Here is an 18023-nt window from a genome sequence, read left to right as displayed (position 1 = left end):
GTATGGATGGGTCTTATGCTGCCATTCGACGCGAAGCGTAAACGCTTTTTTACGGACCAGGTCAGGCGTTGTCTGCTTCAAAAAAATTGCCGTATTTGTTATATTGTTACTTATTGATTATTCACCTCTGCGGTGCCAAAAAGAACAAGATTCACCGCAACCCAGGACAATGAAATGTTAGATTACCGCTTCCCGACAGCTTTGCAGATGGTTCTCAGCGTAGCGATGGCGGAGCAATCGGGTGAACGTTCGACGAGTGCGATTCTGGCCTACGGACTGGAAGCAAATCCGAGCTTTATCCGCAAGTTAATGGTTCCGCTTACGCGTGACGGCATTATCGTCTCAACCCTTGGCCGTAACGGTTCTATTCATCTTGGTCGTCCGGCGGATAAGATCACCCTGCGTGATATCTATGTTTCTGTCATAGAAGATAAAAAGCTGTGGGCGTCGCGTCCTGACGTACCGGCTCGCTGCGTCGTCAGCGCCAATGCGTGCTGGTACTTCAAATCTATCGCCGATGAAGCGGAGCAGGCTTCGTTAGAGGTTCTGGCTCAACATACCGTGGCCAGCGCGCTGGAAAAGGTCAAAAAAGCCGATACCAGCGGGTGCGATCCGGTGCCTGAAATTGAAGGCCTGCATAAAAAAGCGTAGCCATGCCCTTCCTGATACGAAAAAAAACCGCCTTAACGAGAAGGCGGTTTTTTTGTGCCCTGTAAAAACCTAGGCAGGTAAAACGTCGTTGACCGGTTTGCCGCGCGTAACGAATTTACGCAGCGTCACGTAAAACACCGGCGTCAGGAACAGACCAAACAGCGTCACGCCCAGCATCCCGGAGAACACCGTGATCCCGGTGACACCGCGCACTTCTGCGCCTGCGCCATGGCCGAGGATCAGCGGAATCGTCCCGGCAATAAAGGCGATGGAGGTCATCACAATCGGGCGTAAACGCAGGCGGCACGCTTCCAGCGCCGCTTCCATAATTCCTTTCCCCTGAAGCTCCAGCTCGCGCGCAAACTCAACGATAAGAATGGCGTTTTTACATGCCAGCCCCATGAGTACCACCAGCCCCACCTGCACGAAGACGTTGTTATCGCCCCCGGTCAGCCAGACGCCAAACAGCGCGGACAGCATCGTCATCGGAACGATCAGGATCACCGCCAGCGGCAGGGTCCAGCTTTCATACAGTGCGGCCAGCACCAGGAAAGCCAACAGTACCGCGACCGGGAAGACGATCAGCGCCGTGTTGCCCTGAGTGGCCTGCTGGAAGCTCAGATCCGTCCATTCAATATTCATCCCGTTCGGCAGGATCTGCTTAGACATTCCGTCCAGTTGCGTCATCGCCTGTGCCGAAGAGAGAATGCGCGGATCGGCATCGCCAATCAGATCCGCCGCCGGATAACCGTTATAACGGATCACCGGATCCGGCCCGTAGGTAGTGCTGATGTTCACCATACTGCCGATCGGCACCATTTCGCCCTGATTATTACGGGTGCGCAAATTCGCAATGTCTTCCACGCTGTCGCGGAACGGCCCGTCGGCCTGCGCCATCACGCGCCAGGTACGCCCGAACTGGTTAAAATCGTTCACATAAGACGATCCCAGATAGGTTTGCAGCGTACCGAACAGATCGGTCAGCGACACGCCCTGCGCTTTCGCCTTATCTCGATCAACCTGCACATCCAGCTGCGGAACGTTAGCCTGGTAGGTTGAGATCGGGAAATGCATCCCCGGCGTCTGCATAATCGCACCAGACATGGTGTTCACCGCGTTTTGCAGCGCACCATAGCCCAGACCGCCGCGATCCTGGATGTACAGCGAATAGCCCGACCCCTGCCCCAGCCCTAAAATCGGCGGTGGCAAAATGGAGAAACCAAAGCCCTGCTGAATTTGAGCGATTTTGGCATTGATCTCAGCGTTAATTTCCGCCGCCGTGTGTTTACGCTGATCGAACGGTTTCAGACCAAAGAAGACCGTCCCGGTATTCGGCGTGTTGGTGAACTGCAGCGCGTTAAGCCCAGGAAAAGCGACCGCATAATCCACGCCTTCGGTATTCATCCCGATTTCGCTCATTTTGCGGATCACCGCATCGGTGCGGGCCAGTGAAGAACCTTCCGGCATTTTCACGCCGCCAATTAAATACAGCTTATCCTGGGTAGGTATAAACCCGCCGGGGACCGCTTTAAACATGACGCCAGCCGCGCACAGCAGCAGCACATAAACAACAAACACCGCGCCACGGCGTCCGAGCGTTTTCCCCACCAGTCCCTGATAACCATTAGAGCTACGGTGGAAAAAGCGGTTAAACGGACGGAACAGCCAGCCGAACAGACGATCGATAAGCCGGGTCGGGAAGTCTTTCGGGGCGCCGTGCGGTTTTAACAGCAGCGCTGCCAGTGCCGGCGAGAGCGTCAGCGAGTTGATGGCGGAAATCACCGTCGAAATCGCGATAGTCACCGCAAACTGTTTGTAGAACTGGCCGGTTACCCCGGAGAGGAACGCCATCGGTACAAACACCGCGCACAGCACCAGCGCTATCGCGATAATCGGCCCCGAAACTTCACGCATCGCCTGATGCGCCGCCTGAAGCGGAGAAAGCCCCTCTTCGATATTTCGCTCGACGTTTTCCACCACCACGATGGCGTCATCCACGACGATACCGATAGCCAGCACCAGCCCGAACAAACTCAGGGTATTCAGTGAGAAGCCAAGCAGGTAGAGAATGCTGAACGTCCCCACAACCGATACCGGCACCGCGATCAGCGGAATAATTGACGCGCGCCAGGTCTGCAGGAACAGGATCACCACCAGTACTACCAGCACCACCGCTTCCAGCAGGGTCTGCACGACCGCGCGAATGGAATCACGAACGAAAACCGTCGGGTCGTACGGTGCTGCCCATTTCATATCTTCCGGGAAACGCGTGGCCAGTTCGTTCATTTTCGCGCGCACGGCGTTAGACAAATCGATGGCGTTCGCGCCCGGGGACTGGAAGATACCAATCCCGACCGCGTCTTTGTTGTTGAGCTGGGAACGCAGCGCATAGCTGCCAGAGCCCATTTCAATACGCGCCACGTCGCGCAGGCGTACCAGCGAGCCGTCTTGCGCCGTTTTCAGAATAATATTGCCAAACTCTTCTTCCGTGTGCAGACGCCCCTGGGCGTTAATGGAGATCAGGAAATCGCTCTCTTTCGGCAGCGGCTCGGCGCCAAGCTGCCCGGCGGAAACCTGAACGTTTTGCTCCTGCATCGCCGTCACGACATCCGAGGCCGTCAACCCGCGGGCTGCCACCTTGTCGGGATCCAGCCAGATGCGCATCGCGTATTCGCCAGAGCCAAAAATCTGAATCTGACCCACGCCCGGCAGACGCGCCAGTTCGTCCTTCACTTTAAGCGTGGCGTAGTTACGCATATACAGTGAATCGTACTTGCCGCCCGGCGAAAACAGATGCACCACCAGCGTCAGCGTCGGTGATTGTTTCTGGGTGGTAATACCCAGACGTCGTACATCTTCTGGCAGACGCGCCTCGGCCTGTGACACGCGGTTTTGCACCTGAACCTGCGCCTGATCCGGGTCGGTACCCGGGCGGAACGTCACGGTGGTTACCAGTACGCCGTCAGAGCCTGCAACGGATTTCATGTACATCATGTTTTCAACGCCGTTGATGGCTTCTTCCAGCGGCGTCGCCACGGTTTCTGCAATCACTTTCGGGTTGGCACCCGGATACTCCGCGCGCACCTGCACGCTTGGCGGTACGACGTCAGGATATTCGCTCACCGGCAACAGCGGGATAGCGATTAATCCTGTGATGAAAATCAGAATCGACAGTACTGCGGCGAAAATCGGCCTGTCGATAAAAAAGCGGGAAAAGTCCATATGTCGGATTCTCGGGTAAGGGATCAGTTAAGCGCGGCGCTGGCGGTCATCGGAACGGTTTTCGCGTTAACCGGCATACCCGGCATAAACACTTTTTGTAAACCGTCGACGATGACTTTATCGCCAGGGTTCAGCCCCTGCTGCACGATACGTAAACCGGCGGCCAGACGTCCCGGCGTGATATCGCGGCGCTGCGCTTTACCTTCTTTATCAACGATATAAACGTATTTGCGATCCTGATCGGTCAGCACCGCTTTATCGTCGACAAGCGTGGCTTTGAATTCAGCGCTGCCCGGCAGGCGTACGCGGGCAAACAGTCCTGGCGTGAACTGACGCTGCGCATTATCCAGCAGCGCGCGCATACGGATGGTGCCGGTGCTCGGCGTTAACTGATTATCAAGAAAATCCACCTTGCCCTGATGGGGATAACCCTCCTCCCCCACCAGACCAATCTCAACCGGGAGCGCCAGGTGATTACTGGACGCGCCCTGCCCGCTGCGAGCGAGATTTTGATAGTGGAGGTAGGTTGCCTCATCCACGTCAAAGTAGACGTAAACCGTTTTCAGGGAGACCAGCGTGGTGAGGACGCTGGCACTGTCACCCGCAGTGACCAGATTACCGCTGGTGATCAGCGCGCGGCTGGCGCGGCCATCAATAGGCGCGGTCACTTTGGTGAAATCGAGGTTAAGTTGTGCCGCGTCAACTGCTGCCTGCGCGGCGCGAATGTCGGCCTGCGCCTGAGCGGCGGCCGAACGGCGCTGCTCCCACTCTTCACGGGAGACGACGTTGGTATTGACGAGTTTATCGGTACGGTTAGCCTCACTGCGCGCCAGGCTGGCCTGCGTTTTGGCTCTCGTTAAGGTGGCCTGCGCCTGTTCCAGCGCAGCGCGATAGGTTCTGTCATCGATAGTGAACAGCACCTCGCCCTTTTTCACTTCCTGGCCGTCGGTGTAATTCACTTTATCAATGTAGCCGGAGACACGGGGGCGCAGCTGAACGCTTTCCACCGCTTCAATCCGGCCGTTAAAGCTATCCCACTGACTGATGGATTTCACTACCACGTCAGCGGCGCTCACAGCGGGCGCTTGTGGGACGGCATTTTGTGCCACGCCGTCATCGCATCCGACAAGCAGCATGGAGAGGAACATCGCTCCCAGCGCCGTCAGATGAACGTTAACCCAGGGTTTTTGCAGGCTCATTATTTTTATTCCGGTAATGGTAGCCGCCGGGCAAGACGCTGCGGGAGACGCGGCGCCACTTCCTTTGTCCGGACTGGCTTGAGACTATTTGTGTCGTTCATCGCCACAAAACTGTAACAGTTGCGAATACACTATCGCGGCGATTGTAGGAAGGCGTCAGATTTAGTGCAAGAATAATTAATACACTTTATGTGCTATTTGGCTCAGGGACAAAAGGCGCGTTTTCGGCAAGGAATTAAATGCAACAATAAAACTTGCATTTAATGTCAGAGCGAGTCATCTTTAAATGCAACAGACAAAAATGCTTTTTAAAACGCGGCGTGGGGGAAACCATGAACACTGACGCATTTATTCATGATCTACTCGACTGGATCGACAACAACCTTGAAAGCCGCCTGGACATTAACACCGTTTCCAGGCGCGCCGGCTACTCGAAATGGCATCTCCAGCGGATCTTCAAGGAACATACCGGTTATCCGCTGGCCGAGTATATTCGTGCACAAAAGCTGCAAAAATCGGTCGAGCGCTTAACCCACAGCGATGAACCGATCCTGAACGTGGCGATCGCGCTGGGCTTTGACTCCCAGCAGTCCTTCAACCGCAGCTTTAAGCGTCAGTATGGCCAGGCCCCCGGGGCATGGCGTCGCAGTACCGTCTGCCCTGAACGCCAGCAATCAACCTAGTGTCGCGGCTTTCGCCGCGACCCGTACTGGCCGGTGGCAAACCGGCCTGTAATCATGCTCCCGTGTTCGCCGCTCAGCCGTCCGTTGAACGTGTTAACGCTTCCCAGCGATCGATTTCCTCGCCTAAACGCGCAAGCTTTTCCCGCACTAAACTCAAAGCATCACTGCCAAGCAATAAATGCGTCGGCGGGTTCTGTCTCTCAATGATAGCCAGCATGGCGCGCGCCGCTTTTACGGGGTCGCCGAGTTGCTGACCACTTTTTTCCTGACGAGCCTGGCGGACAGGATCGAATAACGCGTCATAGTCCGGGATGCTGCGCGCGCTGCGTACCATCGAGCGTCCTGCCCAGTCGGTGCGAAACGAGCCCGGTGCCACCGCAGTGACATGTATGTTGAACGGAGCAAGCTCTTTGCTTAGCGTATCTGATATGCCTTCGAGCGCAAATTTACTGCCGCAGTAATAGCTGATGCCGGGCAGAGTGATGAAACCGCCCATCGAGGTGATATTAAGAATATGGCCGTGACGACGCTGGCGCATGCCCGGCAGCACGGCTTTGATCATCGCGACGGCGCCAAACACATTCACCTCAAACTGGCGGCGCATGTCTGCGAGCGAGGACTCTTCCAGTATGCCTTCGTGACCGTAACCAGCATTGTTCACAAGGACATCAATCGGGCCGACGGCAGACACACTCAGCGTAACCACTTCATCAATGTGCGCATAGTCCGTGACATCAAGCAGGCAGCCGAATGCCCGCTGCGTATCGAGTGCCTCGAATGCCTGCTTTGCTTCGGGGGTGCGCACGGTCCCCACGACCCGATGGCCTGCGGTGAGGGCTTCCTCCGCCAGAGCACGACCAAAGCCGCTGCTAACGCCGGTGATTAAGATTGTTTTTGCAGATGCCATAAATTACTCCCATGAACAGTGAAGGTTGCATGGTATTCTCTGATTTGCCGTATTTTTAGGCCGTATTTTCTCTTTTTATTGCCTGATTTTATGAGGTGCAGTGATGTCCGGGATGATTACCTTAGTAAAAGCACTGGCGGTGCAGGAGGGGTACAACCTGACGGCGTTGCCTGATGTGCGAATTTTGCGTGCCGACCGCCCGCTTGCGCGAACGCCCGTGCTTTACGATCCGGGGATTGTGATTGTCTGCCAGGGCAGCAAACGCGGCTTTTTCGGTCAGCAGACCTATCTGTATGATGAACAGCACTATCTGGCCGTGTCGGTTCCGGTGCCGTTTGTGATGGAAACCGACGCGTCGGCAGAACACCCCTTACTGGCGATATATCTGCATCTGGATTTTCAGCTTGCCGCTGAACTGATGTTGCAGATTGAGCAGCATCACGCCCCACATCCTCCCGCTGCGCCACAAAGCATGATGTCGAGCCCGATGGACGACGCGGTAAAAACGGCCGTGCTGCGCCTGCTTGAAGTACTGAACAATCCGCTTGAGGCGGCGATCCTCGGCCCGGCGCGGGTGCGAGAGCTCTATTTCCGCGTCCTGACGGGCGCCCAGGGCAAGGCCATGCGCGCCGCGCTGGCCTTACAGGGGCAGTTCGGCAAAATTGGCAAAGTACTGCAGCACATCCATACCGCCTACGCTGAGCCATTAACGCTTAATCAACTGGCGATGGAGGCCGGAATGAGTGTGCCGACGTTTCACACTCATTTCAAAGCGATAACCCGTATGCCGCCGATGCAGTATGTGAAATCGGTGCGCCTGCACCAGGCAAGGATGTTGATGGTGCGTCAGCATATTACCGCCGCCGCCGCGAGCTACGCCGTCGGTTATGAAAGTCCGTCGCAGTTTAATCGTGAATTCAAACGGCTGTTTGGTTTGCCACCCGCAGAGGAAATAAAACGCATGCAGCGTAATTTCGCCGTTCCGCCTGTGCAGCAGGCGTCGATATTTGTCTCTTCCCATTAAGCCTGATACTACATACCAGGCCTGAATACAGGCCTGGTATGTACACGGCGTCATCACGCCGTGGATTGCACTAACTCAGGAACTTACCTTTGAGCAGGTTAAGTCCCGCAGACATCAGGTCGCCCTGGGCCGGGGCTTCGCCCTGCGGTGAAAGGCCGTCGACGATTTTAGGCAGGTATTCAGCAATCAGCGTCGACGCGGTTTGAGAATCCACGCCCAGTTTCGCGCCAAGATCCTGCAGCGCTGGCGATCCAAACACCGATGTGATCTGTTCGCTGCTCACCGACTGATTACTCTGCTGGCTAAGCCACGACTCGACAACGCCGCCCAGGCCGCCATTGCGGAATTTTTCGAGGATCCCCTGAATGCCGCCCTGCTGCTCAATCCAGGTCATGATCGCCTGGAGTTGCTCCGTCTTACCGCCCTGCCCGCCGGCCAGGCTGCCGATTTGATCTAATAATCCCATCACAGACTCCCTACAAACATCGCTAACACGTCCTGATTGACGGCTTACTTAGCCGGGATAATCAGTACCTGACCCGGGTAGATTTTGTCGGGATGCGTCAGCATCGGTTTATTGGCTTCAAAAATACGCTGATACTCATTGGCAGAGCCATACATCGCTTTTGAGATGGCGCTCAGGGTATCGCCGGATTTCACCGTGTAATAGCGGCTTTCCACCCCGCTTTGGGTGACGGTCACGCTATCATTGACCTGACCAATCCCGGTGACGTTACCTACCGCCACCAGAATTTTTTCTTTATCTTCCTGGGAGCCCACGTCGCCGGTCACCGTCGCCGTACCGTCGTCCGCGACATTAATGTTGACCTTTTCGGCACCAGGCAGGTTAAGACTATCAATATGTTTTTTCAGCTTGTCGGCCTGATCTTCCTTGCTACCGCCGGATACGGCATCCCAGATTTTCTCGCCCGCTTCTTTCACAAAACTTAATAATCCCATCTTCCACACCTCCATAACTGTTTCATGGTGAACATTTTCATTGGATCCCGTTGCAGGATGTACGATGCGGTGTCTCCGCTCTGGCTGAAAAATCGGGAAACAGCACAACCTGCCACATGAAGTATATCCAATAAGCGTCAGGGTGCAGGATATTTGCCCTGGTATCGCCGTTATGCCGCAATATAAACAGGGATCCCGTCGCCCTCAACGCACCACCTCCACGCTCGCCGACAACCCGGCTACCAGCTCAATCCCCTTCGGCAATGCATCAATATGTATGCGCACCGGGACGCGCTGCGCCAGCCGCACCCAGCTAAACGTCGGCTCGACGTCGGGAAGCCCAAGCCCGCCCGTCTCATCGTTGTTATCACCGATCCCATGGCCGATGCTCTCAACATGCCCGGCAATCACCGGTTCATAGCCCATCAACACGATATGCGCCGTGTCCCCAACGCGAATATGGCGAAGTTTGGTCTCCTCGAAATACCCCACCACCCAGAAACTGTGCGCATCGACGATGGCGACCTTAGTCTCCCCCGCGGTGGCATAGTCCCCCGGGCGAAGCCGCAGATGGGTGATATAACCCGAGACGGGAGCCCGTACGGTTGCATGGGACAAATTAAGCTCGGCCAGCTCCAGCGCGGCCAGCGCACCGTGATAATTCGCCACCGCGACGTTCGCGGCGCTGCCCGTTTGCTGTAAATCCTCGCTGGAAATCGCGGCTTTAATCTGTGCGCGTCGCCTGGCGGCATCCTGTCGCATCACCATCTCATGCCGTCTGGATTCCACCTCAGCCTGCGCGCTGGCCACCGCCAGCGTGAGCCAGTGCGGATCGATAGCGTAGAGCACATCGCCCCGGTTAACCCACTGGTTATCCCGGACGGCCACGCGGATTACCGGCCCGGATACGTCCGGCGCAATCTGTACCACATCCGCCCGCACCCGGCCGTCGCGGGTCCAGGGCGTTTGCGCATAATGTTTCCACATCATAAAAGCCAGAAGCGTGGTCGCCGCGACGGCACACAACGTCAGCGCATAGCGACCGACCAGAGAAAGTAGTGATTTCATCTAAATAACCCCAGCGCGGTCAGGCCCTGCATCAGCAGGAAAAAGGTGACCAGATAAGTTGAAACGTCCAGCAGCGGGCGAAAAGGCAAATGACGGTAGAGCCTGCTGAGCGATAAAAGCGCGATGAGTGCCAGCGTGCAGGCCAGCGCCGCGAGCGCGGTGACAAGCAGTCCCGGGATAAAAACGCCCCCGATATTCAGATCATTGACCATCGTCTGCCCTCCGTAATGCGCAATGTAAATCCACCAGATGGCCGACAAACTGGCGCGTTTGTGCATCTGTGGCAGGCAAACAGAGGCGGATGTGGTCGGCGATGTGTTCACGCAAGGCGTCGGTGTCGTTCAGGTGATACAGGCGCGCGCTAATCTCTCTGCTCGCGGGCATATCGCAGCGGCGTAAATGCATCACCGAAAGGCCGATGCGCAGCGCGCGCAGCAGCGGGTTAAGCACCTGCTCTGAGGCACGTCCGCTGCGCTGCAGGCACGGCATTAACAGGGCAGCGCGGTCAATCATCAGATTGGTCCAGTGCGTCTCATCCAGCAGAAGCTTGCCCTTCACGCTGCGACGAATATCGCGCTGGCACAGCGTGTGCAGACGTGCGATGGCCGCGTCGGCCTGTACGGTTTGCAGCAGGCTCATGCTGATAACAGCAAAGCCGGTTGCGGCAAACAGCGCAATGGCGGTATTGGCCGCCGTGGCAAAGTCTCCGCTGTAGTGGGCACCCAGCTCGCACAATACCGGCAGCGTCAGGGTGATCCCCATCGCCATAAACGTGGTGGGAGGACGTGCCTGAAGCGACCCGGCCAGCAGATATACCGGCGCCAGCACGGCCACCAGCACGGGGAAATCGCTCACCTGCGGAAGCAGCACAAAGCTGTACAGCAGGCTAATCAATACGCCCCAGAACGAGCCAATAATGTATTTCACTATGTGCGGAGCCGGGGTGTCGAAACTGCCAAACAGCGTGCAGCAGACCCCAAGGATAGAGACTGCCGTGCTGCCATCGGGCCAGGCGGAGAAGATCCAGACCAGGCAGCCGCTCAGGATAATGGCGAACGCGCCCAGCGAGGTGCGGGCGGCAGTAAGAGGATCGCGGTGAAAAACATACCCTTTAACTGCCCTGCCCGCCGTCAGTCCGTGGGCGGGCTTCGCATGGTGGATGGCATCAGAAAGACGTTCGCACTGCTGCAACAGCGTAATGGCCTGCGTCAGATAACGGACAAAACTGGCCAGCAGCGCGTCGTTCATCGTCCGGGCCTGTGCAGCGTAGCGCTCTGCGAGCTGTTCACTGCGTGCTATTAACGCATCTGCCGTGCTGTGGCGTGCAGCATCTTTATCCCCCAACCAGGCCTGAACGTCGTCGAGCAATACCTGCAACCCGGCAGGCACCGTCGCCGGTAAGCGATCGCGTAATTCACAGTTAACGATGACCAGCCGCCCCAGTCGGTCATGGATAGCCTTTCTGCCCTGCCGCACCGGAGCAGACAGGGCAAAATCATACGGAATATGGTGGCTTATACCCTGCAGAAACTGCAGCGCCAGCGCCAGATGCAGCGGGTCTGAAACCGCGACGGGTTTGCCTGCGAGGGTGTCAGCCACCCGCTCACGTGCGGCGTGCAGGGTTTGCGATAACTTACTGTTGAACAGGCCGGAGATACGCGCGGGTAACACATAGCGATGTATCAGCGCCGCGCAGAAGATCCCAATGACAATCTCCTGCACACGGATAATGGCGATATTAAAAATCCCGCCGGGGTCGGATACCGCAGGAAAACCAATCAGGCTCGCAGTGTACCCGGCCAGCACAAAGGCATACGCCCGCGGGGTGCGCTCCAGCAGAGATAAATAGAGGCAGAACGTGATCCAGCCCGACAGCATCACGCTGCAGAGGATCGGCATATTGACGAAGACAGGTACGATCGCAACGGTGGCGCAGGCCCCCACAACGGTGCCGGCCAGACGATAGAGACTTCTGCTCAGCGAGGCCCCCACCGACGTCTGCGACACGATATAGACGGTAATAATGGCCCACGATGGACGTTCGAGGCCTATCGACAGCGCAATGGAGTAAGCGAGCATCGCCGCTGCAAAACTTCTCGCGGAATAGAGCAACGCACTGGCATCGTTACGCAGCACGGGAGATAAGCGCTCACGCATGGCGCGCCACGAATGAAAATGAAAAGCGTTTAATATGTTCATGCCAGAATTATTACTGGCTTGCGAACCCGCTTAAATACTCTATTCTGTCAAAAAATACCTAAATGTTGCCAGAAACGTGAAACCTCAACTTGCCAATACGCTCTTCGATCCTGACACCACCGCATGCCCGGCCGTAGCCCGACATCTGGATTTCGTGGAGTACGCCGCGGAAGTGCCGGTGCACACCCACCGTAAGGGGCAACTGATTATTGCTTTGTATGGCGCGGTGATTTGTCATGCGGAAAATGATATCTGGATCGTGCCGCCAGACTGTGCCGTCTGGATCCCTGGCGGGATCGCACACAGCGCCAAAGCGACCTGGAATGCTCATCTCAACTATCTGTTTATTGAGCCCGGTGCCGCCGCGCTGCCGGAGAAATGCTGCACGCTGGCCATTTCCCCGTTAATCAAAGCGCTGGTTGACCGTTTGACGCATGAACGCGTTGATTATCCGCCAGAGAGCCATGCCGCGCGGCTGACCAGAGTGACGCTTGATGAGCTCGCCAGCATGCCGCAGCAGAAGCTGAGCCTGCCCGTTTCAGCCCATCCCAAAATACGCGCCATGGCCGACGCGCTGGTCAGCCATCCTGACGACAGAAGCACCCTGAAAGCGTGGGCGAAACGGCTGGCGCTGAGCGAGCGCTCATTTGCACGTTTGATGGCGCGCGAGACCGGGCTGAGCTTTGGCCGCTGGCGTCAGCAGCTGCAGTTGATTATTGCCCTGCAGGAGCTGGCAAGCGGTGTCCCGGTCCAGAACGTGGCGACAACGCTTGGGTATGAATCCGTGAATGCGTTTATCACCATGTTCAGGAAAGCCATGGGCACCACGCCCGCGCACTATTTTGCCGAACGAAAAGTCAGCGGCCGTTAACCCGGCCCTTCGCTGCCTGCAGCAAGCAGGGGAACCAGCACATCGCTAATCGGAACGGGAATACCGTGAGCACGACCATAGCGCTGGATCACGCCGTTGCGGATATCCCACTCCATGGGACGGTTGGCCTGACGATCGGCGAGGATAGACGTGCCTAAATCGGCAGGTGCGCGCTGGAAATTCGCCAGGATCTCCTGCGCAACGTCATCGTGCAGCACCGCGCCTTCTGCTCGGGCCACGGCAAGCCCCTCGCGCAAATACGCCAGCGCCAGCTCGCTGATATCCTCACGGGAGAACATCCCGGCACGACGATTCGCAAGCACCATCAGGCCTGCAACCGCATTTTGCAGCAGCTTGCGCCATGCGACGGTAAGAAAATCTGCCGACAAGTCTACCGCGCAGCGAGTGCCGTTCAGCGCATCAGCCACCCGTTTTGCCTGCGGCACATCCGGCAGCGTCAACCGCGGACTGGCCCGCAGCCAGACTGACGCATCCGGCTCACGCTGTGCCGGGAACCAGACCACCGACGGCAGTACCGTCGCACCATTGACCCACGGTGCAAGCTGGGCCTTTTGCTCGACGCCGTTTTGCAACGCGCAAACCACCGTGTTTTCATCGCACAGCGCGTTCAGCCATCCCGCGCTGTCGGCGTTCTGGGTCGTTTTCACTGCGATAAAAACCAGATCGTACGGACGATCGATGACCGTCGGATCGGTTAATACCGGCCCGGGTACCACGATTTCACCCTCATCGTGCCGCAAACGTAATTGCGGATGTGCGGTACGTCCGCACAGTTGCGGCGTGCGGCCAGCCTCATGTAGCACCGCAGCGATAGTGGTTCCGATTGCACCGGGTCCAATCAGCGCAATGGTTGGATAGTCAGACATTGTTAACTCCCCTGGTCGCTAAAGCCCTAATCAGTGTGCCGTGGCGTTCAGCATAGCCGCCACACGTCCCTTTATACCACCGCCTGAAGTGGGAGCCATACCCGTTGTCTATACTCATTTCATCTACGACAACGGAGTGCACCATGCCATTACCCGATTTCCATTCCTCTGAACCTTATACCCTTGGTATTGAACTTGAACTGCAGGTGGTTAACCCGCCGGGGTACGATCTGAGCCAGGACTCCTCCGCCCTTATCGCTGCCGTCAAAGACGACATCAAAGGTGGGGAAGTGAAGCACGATATCACCGAGAGCATGCTCGAAATCGCCACCGGCGTGTGTCAGAACATTGATCAGGCCGCCGCACAAATCTCGGTGATGCAGCAAAGTATTCTGCGCGCCGCTGCGGAGCAGCATATTCAGATCTGCGGCGGTGGGACGCACCCTTTTCAGAAGTGGCAGCGTCAGGAGGTGTGTGATGACGAGCGCTATAACGTCACGCTCGAACGGTTTGGCTATCTGATTTTGCAGGCGACGGTATTCGGCCAGCACGTGCATGTCGGGTGTCGGACCGGCGACGACGCTATTTATCTGCTGCATGGTTTGTCGCGCTTTGTCCCCCACTTTATTGCTCTGGCGGCGTCCTCACCCTATATGCAGGGTACGGACACGAAGTTCGCCTCGTCGCGACTCAATATCTTCTCGGGATTTCCGGATAATGGACAGATGCCGTGGGTGAACAACTGGCAGGAGTTCGAAGGGTTGTTTCGTCGTCTGAGCGCCACCAGCATGATCGACAGCATTAAAGATTTGCACTGGGATATTCGCCCCAGCCCGCATTTTGGCACGGTCGAGGTGCGGGTGATGGATACACCGCTGACGCTCGGCCACGCGATCAACATCGCCGGGTTGATTCAGGCGACGTCTCACTGGCTGCTGACCACGCGGCCCTATAAGCATCAGGAAAAGGATTTTCTGCTGTACCGCTTTAACCGTTTTCAGGCGTGTCGTTATGGGTTAGAGGGCATTCTGACAGACGTGCAGACTGGTGAGCACAAAACCGTGGCGGAAGATATTGCGTGGCTGCTGGAACAGGTTGCGCCGTCGGCCGAGAAGCTCGGCGCGACGAGCGCGATTAAGGAAATAGCCCTGATGTTAAAACAGGGCAAGAGCGAGGCGCAGCGCATGCGCGATTTTATCGCAGACGGCGGTTCGCTTATTTCTCTGGTTCAGAAACATTGCGAGCTGTGGGCGACGAGTCCGTAAGGCGATGCCCCCACTCACGCAGGCGCTGGAACAGCACAAACAGCGCCGGGATAAACAGAATGCCGACCACGGTGGCCACCAGCATCCCGCTGAACACCGTGGTGCCAATGATGCGGCGGCTCTGCGCCCCTGCCCCGGACGCCAGCATCATCGGCAGCACACCGATAATAAATGACACCGCCGTCATCATCACCGCCCGGAAGCGGCGGGAGGCACCTTCACGGGCCGCATCGACAATCGCCATCCCCTCATGACGCCGTGCGCGGGCAAACTCGACGATCAGGATCGCGTTCTTGGCCGCCAGCGCGATTAACAGTACCAGGCCAATCTGCACATACACATCGTTGGCGTATCCCGCGATCCACAGCCACACCAGCGCGCCCCCGATGGCGAACAGGACTGAGAGCATCACGCTCGCGGGCAGCGTCCAGCTCTCATACTGCGCGACAAGGAACAGCCACGCCATAACCACCGCGGCCAGGACAATCCAGATGGCCTGATTCCCGGTCTGCTGCTCCTGATAAGACATCCCGCTCCAGGCATAGTCGTACCCGGCAGGCAGGTTTTCCGCCAGAAGCTCGCTCATCACGGCCATCGCCGTGCTGCTGCTCACGCCGTCTGCTGCCGACCCGCTCACTGACACCGACGGGAACTGGTTGTACTGCTGCAGGAACGGTGCGCCAACGGTCGGGGTAATCGTGACAAGATTACTCAGACGCACCCGCTCACCGTTATTGCTGCGCACGAACAATTCGCTGATTTGCCCGGCACGCTCGCGCCACTGCATTTCGTTCTGTACCACCACGTGGTAGACGCGGTTGTTAACGCTAAAATCCCCGGCCCGCGTGCCGCCAAAGGCGGTTTGCAGGCTGCTGAAGATGCGCGAGACCGGCACGTCGAGGCGGGCAGCGCGCTCGCGATCAACGGTCAGCGTCAGCTGCGGCACGTTGCTGCTCCAGGTGGTAAACACCCGGTTAAGCTGCGGATGCTGGTTAGCTTTTATCAGAACGTTGCGGGTAACGCGTTCCAGCTCCGCCGGGCTTTGCCCCGCCTGGGCCTGAATACGCAGGTCGAAGCCGGAGGCGTTGCCCAACCCCGGCAACGTCGGCGGGGCGAAGGTCATGATGGTCGCTTCCGGCAGCGCCAGCAGCTGACGCTGCAGCGTTCCCATCACCTCATCAAGCGGCGGACGCTCACTCCATGTCTTCAGCATGATGGAGATAAACCCGCCGTTAGATGCGCTGGTACCGTTGAGAATGTTAAAACCGGAGACCTGAATCACATCCTCGACCGCAGGGTGTCTGGCGATAAGCTCCCGCGCGGTGGTCATCACCGCTTCTGTACGCTCCAGCGACGCCGCTTCCGGCAGTTGCACGCTGGCGAAGAAGTAGCCCTGATCTTCCTGCGGCAGGAAGCCCTTTGGCATCGACATAAAGCTGAACACCACCACGCCCGCCGCGCCGGCCGTTGCCAGCAGCACCAGCCACGGACGAAGGTTAATGCAGTTAACGATACGGGTATAAACGGTGCGCGTGGTATCCAGTCCGCGGTTGAAAACGCGGTAAACCGCGGCTGGCTTCTTCGGGCGCGGGCGCAGCAACAGCGCACAGAGCGCTGGCGTCAGGGTCAGCGCCACCAGGCTTGAGAGCGTGACGGCGGTGGAGAGCGTGACCGCGAACTGGCGATACAACTCCCCCACGATCCCCGGCAACAGCGTCACCGGCACAAATACCGCCAGCAGCACCAGGGTGGTGGCAATCACCGGTCCGGCAATCTGGCGCAGCGCCTGTGCGGTAGCCGCCGTGCGGCTTTGCCCTTCCGCCATTAGCGTTTCAACGCTCTCCACCACCACAATGGCGTCATCCACCACCATGGTAAGCGCCAGAATAATGGCGAACAGGCTGAGCGTGTTGGCCGAATAACCGAGGGTATAGAGCACCGCAAAGGTGCCGACCAGCGACACCGGAATGGCGAGCGCCACAATCAGCGTCGCACGCCAGCTCTGCAGAAATAAGGAAACCACCACCACGACGGCGAGCAGGGTCAGCGCCAGCGAGACGCCAATCTCCTTGATGGTCGCAGCGACGAAGGTGGTGGTATCGAATTTTACTTCATAGGTCAGATCGTCCGGGAAGCGTGCGGAGAGTCGCGCCAGCTCCGCGCGAACCGCATCGGCTACGCGCAGGGCGTTGGCGGACGGCGTAGGGTAGATGCCAAGATAGGCCGAGTCATGCCCGTTCAGCTGGGCGCCGGAGCTGTAGCTGCGCGACCCCAGTTCAATCGTGGCGACATCTTTCAGGCGCACCAGCTGGCCCATCTCCCCCGCACGGATAATGATGTCTGCAAAGTCCTCAGCCTGATTTAAACGCCCCAGCCCGTTAATCGTCAGGGTTTGCTGCTGGCCGTTAAACACCGGCGGCGTTCCGACCTGGCCTGCCGCCCCCTGGACGTTCTGCTCGCGTAACGCCTGAGCCACGTCATCGGTGGTCACGTTCAGGGCGTTCATGCGATCCGGACGCAGCCAGATACGCATGCTGTAGTCGCGCGCGCCAAACATCTGCACCTGCCCGACGCCCGGCAAACGCGCCAGCGCTTCACGCACCTGCGTGCTGGCGTAGTTACTGACGAAAAGCGGCGTGTGGCTATTGTCCGGTGAGTAAAGGCTTACCCCCATCATCAGATTGGTGGCGCGTTTACGCACCTGCACGCCGTTTTGCTGCGCCTCGGTGGGCAATTGCGCCACAGCCTGCGCCACGCGGTTTTGCACGTCGATGGCGGCCAGATCCGGATCGGTCCCTGCCGCAAATGTGATGTTCAGGCTGTAGGCACCTTCATCCGAACTGGTGGATTCCATATAGAGCATGTGATCCACGCCGTTAAGCTGAGTCTCCAGCGGCGTGGCAATGGCTTCCGCCACGTCAGCCGAACTGGCACCGGACCAGCTGGCGGAGACATTCACCACCGGTGGGGTGATCTGCGGGTACTGCTCCACCGGGATAATCTTCAGCGCGATGGCACCCAGCAGGGTTATCACCAGCGCAATCACCATCGCGAAGCGCGGGCGTTTGATGAAAAACGTCAGCATGA

15 protein-coding genes are annotated in these 18023 nt (G+C 57.8%); 5 read left to right on the top strand and 10 right to left on the bottom strand.

The genetic code is table 11. From position 1 onward, the window contains the following. Positions 1 to 174: 174 nt before the first annotated feature. The gene (locus ACMGG3_RS01410; protein ID WP_020885097.1) at positions 175 to 651 is read left to right on the top strand and encodes an RrF2 family transcriptional regulator; all 477 of its coding nucleotides are present in this window, start codon (positions 175 to 177) and stop codon (positions 649 to 651) included. 69 nt (positions 652 to 720) lie between these two features. Here ACMGG3_RS01410 and oqxB read toward each other — a convergent pair whose 3' ends face one another. Both oqxB and ACMGG3_RS01400 read right to left on the bottom strand, forming a co-directional pair. Beyond that, positions 721 to 3873, bottom strand: a complete 3153-nt coding sequence (oqxB, locus tag ACMGG3_RS01405) for a multidrug efflux RND transporter permease subunit OqxB (protein ID WP_020885098.1) — start codon at positions 3871 to 3873, stop codon at positions 721 to 723. A 23-nt stretch (positions 3874 to 3896) separates the two neighbouring features. After that, the gene (locus ACMGG3_RS01400; protein WP_014168988.1) at positions 3897 to 5072 is read right to left on the bottom strand and encodes an efflux RND transporter periplasmic adaptor subunit; all 1176 of its coding nucleotides are present in this window, start codon (positions 5070 to 5072) and stop codon (positions 3897 to 3899) included. A gap of 332 nt (positions 5073 to 5404) precedes the next feature. On the opposite strand from ACMGG3_RS01400, the gene ACMGG3_RS01395 reads away from it, so the two are divergent. Continuing rightward, positions 5405 to 5755, top strand: coding sequence for a helix-turn-helix domain-containing protein (locus ACMGG3_RS01395; protein WP_032670748.1), 351 nt, complete (start codon positions 5405 to 5407; stop codon positions 5753 to 5755). A 73-nt stretch (positions 5756 to 5828) separates the two neighbouring features. Here the strand turns inward: ACMGG3_RS01395 and ACMGG3_RS01390 are convergent, their stop codons facing one another. Next, a complete protein-coding gene (locus ACMGG3_RS01390; protein WP_414149514.1) occupies positions 5829 to 6662 on the bottom strand; it encodes an oxidoreductase in 834 nt (277 codons plus the stop codon). A 103-nt stretch (positions 6663 to 6765) separates the two neighbouring features. On the opposite strand from ACMGG3_RS01390, the gene ACMGG3_RS01385 reads away from it, so the two are divergent. Beyond that, entirely contained in the window at positions 6766 to 7686 is a 921-nt protein-coding gene (locus ACMGG3_RS01385; protein WP_040016856.1) for an AraC family transcriptional regulator, read from the top strand. A gap of 70 nt (positions 7687 to 7756) precedes the next feature. On the opposite strand, the gene ACMGG3_RS01380 is transcribed toward ACMGG3_RS01385, so the two are convergent. The 5 genes from ACMGG3_RS01380 to ACMGG3_RS01360 all read right to left on the bottom strand — a co-directional run bounded on the left by ACMGG3_RS01380 (position 7757) and on the right by ACMGG3_RS01360 (position 11913). Then, a complete protein-coding gene (locus ACMGG3_RS01380) occupies positions 7757 to 8152 on the bottom strand; it encodes a YidB family protein (RefSeq protein ID WP_047357054.1) in 396 nt (131 codons plus the stop codon). 44 nt (positions 8153 to 8196) lie between these two features. Beyond that, complete coding sequence (lysM, locus tag ACMGG3_RS01375) at positions 8197 to 8646, bottom strand: peptidoglycan-binding protein LysM (RefSeq protein WP_020885103.1); 450 nt, start codon at positions 8644 to 8646, stop codon at positions 8197 to 8199. Between the two features lie 204 nt (positions 8647 to 8850). Then, on the bottom strand, positions 8851 to 9714 hold the full coding sequence (locus ACMGG3_RS01370) for an efflux RND transporter periplasmic adaptor subunit (protein WP_414149513.1): 864 nt from the start codon (positions 9712 to 9714) through the stop codon (positions 8851 to 8853). Further along, the gene (locus ACMGG3_RS01365) at positions 9711 to 9926 is read right to left on the bottom strand and encodes a DUF1656 domain-containing protein (RefSeq protein WP_025204767.1); all 216 of its coding nucleotides are present in this window, start codon (positions 9924 to 9926) and stop codon (positions 9711 to 9713) included. The genes ACMGG3_RS01370 and ACMGG3_RS01365 overlap by 4 nt, the downstream gene beginning before the upstream one ends. Further along, on the bottom strand, positions 9916 to 11913 hold the full coding sequence (locus tag ACMGG3_RS01360) for an FUSC family protein (RefSeq protein ID WP_414149512.1): 1998 nt from the start codon (positions 11911 to 11913) through the stop codon (positions 9916 to 9918). Before ACMGG3_RS01360 ends, ACMGG3_RS01365 begins: the two co-directional genes overlap by 11 nt. 76 nt (positions 11914 to 11989) lie before the next feature. Between ACMGG3_RS01360 and ACMGG3_RS01355 the strand changes: the two genes are divergently transcribed. Beyond that, positions 11990 to 12784, top strand: a complete 795-nt coding sequence (locus tag ACMGG3_RS01355) for an AraC family transcriptional regulator (protein ID WP_044858974.1) — start codon at positions 11990 to 11992, stop codon at positions 12782 to 12784. Here the strand turns inward: ACMGG3_RS01355 and ACMGG3_RS01350 are convergent. After that, positions 12781 to 13671 carry an oxidoreductase gene (locus tag ACMGG3_RS01350; RefSeq protein ID WP_032677591.1) on the bottom strand — a complete coding sequence of 297 codons (891 nt, stop codon included), beginning with the start codon at positions 13669 to 13671 and terminating at the stop codon, positions 12781 to 12783. The two genes, ACMGG3_RS01355 and ACMGG3_RS01350, sit on opposite strands and share 4 nt — an antisense overlap. Before the next feature lie 143 nt (positions 13672 to 13814). Here ACMGG3_RS01350 and ACMGG3_RS01345 point away from each other — a divergent pair, with 143 nt between their 5' ends. Beyond that, the gene (locus ACMGG3_RS01345; RefSeq protein ID WP_025204771.1) at positions 13815 to 14936 is read left to right on the top strand and encodes a YbdK family carboxylate-amine ligase; all 1122 of its coding nucleotides are present in this window, start codon (positions 13815 to 13817) and stop codon (positions 14934 to 14936) included. On the opposite strand, the gene ACMGG3_RS01340 is transcribed toward ACMGG3_RS01345, so the two are convergent. Continuing rightward, positions 14887 to 18021: an efflux RND transporter permease subunit gene (locus ACMGG3_RS01340; protein ID WP_414149511.1), complete on the bottom strand. Its 3135-nt coding sequence runs from the start codon at positions 18019 to 18021 to the stop codon at positions 14887 to 14889. The two genes, ACMGG3_RS01345 and ACMGG3_RS01340, sit on opposite strands and share 50 nt — an antisense overlap. Between the last annotated feature and the right edge of the window lie 2 nt (positions 18022 to 18023).

It is taken from the genome of Enterobacter sp. BNK-18 (assembly GCF_047456135.1).
Classification (GTDB): Bacteria; Pseudomonadota; Gammaproteobacteria; order Enterobacterales; family Enterobacteriaceae; genus Enterobacter; species Enterobacter ludwigii.
Note: the sequence above shows the minus strand (reverse complement) of the source record. Positions and strands in the feature narration are given on the sequence as shown.

Coding starts and splice junctions, on each gene's coding strand:
- ACMGG3_RS01410 (WP_020885097.1), top strand. CDS start 175: ATGTTAGATTACCGCTTCCCGACAGCTTTGCAGATGGTTCTCAGCGTA.
- oqxB (WP_020885098.1), bottom strand. CDS start 3,873: ATGGACTTTTCCCGCTTTTTTATCGACAGGCCGATTTTCGCCGCAGTA.
- ACMGG3_RS01400 (WP_014168988.1), bottom strand. CDS start 5,072: ATGAGCCTGCAAAAACCCTGGGTTAACGTTCATCTGACGGCGCTGGGA.
- ACMGG3_RS01395 (WP_032670748.1), top strand. CDS start 5,405: ATGAACACTGACGCATTTATTCATGATCTACTCGACTGGATCGACAAC.
- ACMGG3_RS01390 (WP_414149514.1), bottom strand. CDS start 6,662: ATGGCATCTGCAAAAACAATCTTAATCACCGGCGTTAGCAGCGGCTTT.
- ACMGG3_RS01385 (WP_040016856.1), top strand. CDS start 6,766: ATGTCCGGGATGATTACCTTAGTAAAAGCACTGGCGGTGCAGGAGGGG.
- ACMGG3_RS01380 (WP_047357054.1), bottom strand. CDS start 8,152: ATGGGATTATTAGATCAAATCGGCAGCCTGGCCGGCGGGCAGGGCGGT.
- lysM (WP_020885103.1), bottom strand. CDS start 8,646: ATGGGATTATTAAGTTTTGTGAAAGAAGCGGGCGAGAAAATCTGGGAT.
- ACMGG3_RS01370 (WP_414149513.1), bottom strand. CDS start 9,714: ATGAAATCACTACTTTCTCTGGTCGGTCGCTATGCGCTGACGTTGTGT.
- ACMGG3_RS01365 (WP_025204767.1), bottom strand. CDS start 9,926: ATGGTCAATGATCTGAATATCGGGGGCGTTTTTATCCCGGGACTGCTT.
- ACMGG3_RS01360 (WP_414149512.1), bottom strand. CDS start 11,913: ATGAACATATTAAACGCTTTTCATTTTCATTCGTGGCGCGCCATGCGT.
- ACMGG3_RS01350 (WP_032677591.1), bottom strand. CDS start 13,671: ATGTCTGACTATCCAACCATTGCGCTGATTGGACCCGGTGCAATCGGA.
- ACMGG3_RS01345 (WP_025204771.1), top strand. CDS start 13,815: ATGCCATTACCCGATTTCCATTCCTCTGAACCTTATACCCTTGGTATT.
- ACMGG3_RS01340 (WP_414149511.1), bottom strand. CDS start 18,021: ATGCTGACGTTTTTCATCAAACGCCCGCGCTTCGCGATGGTGATTGCG.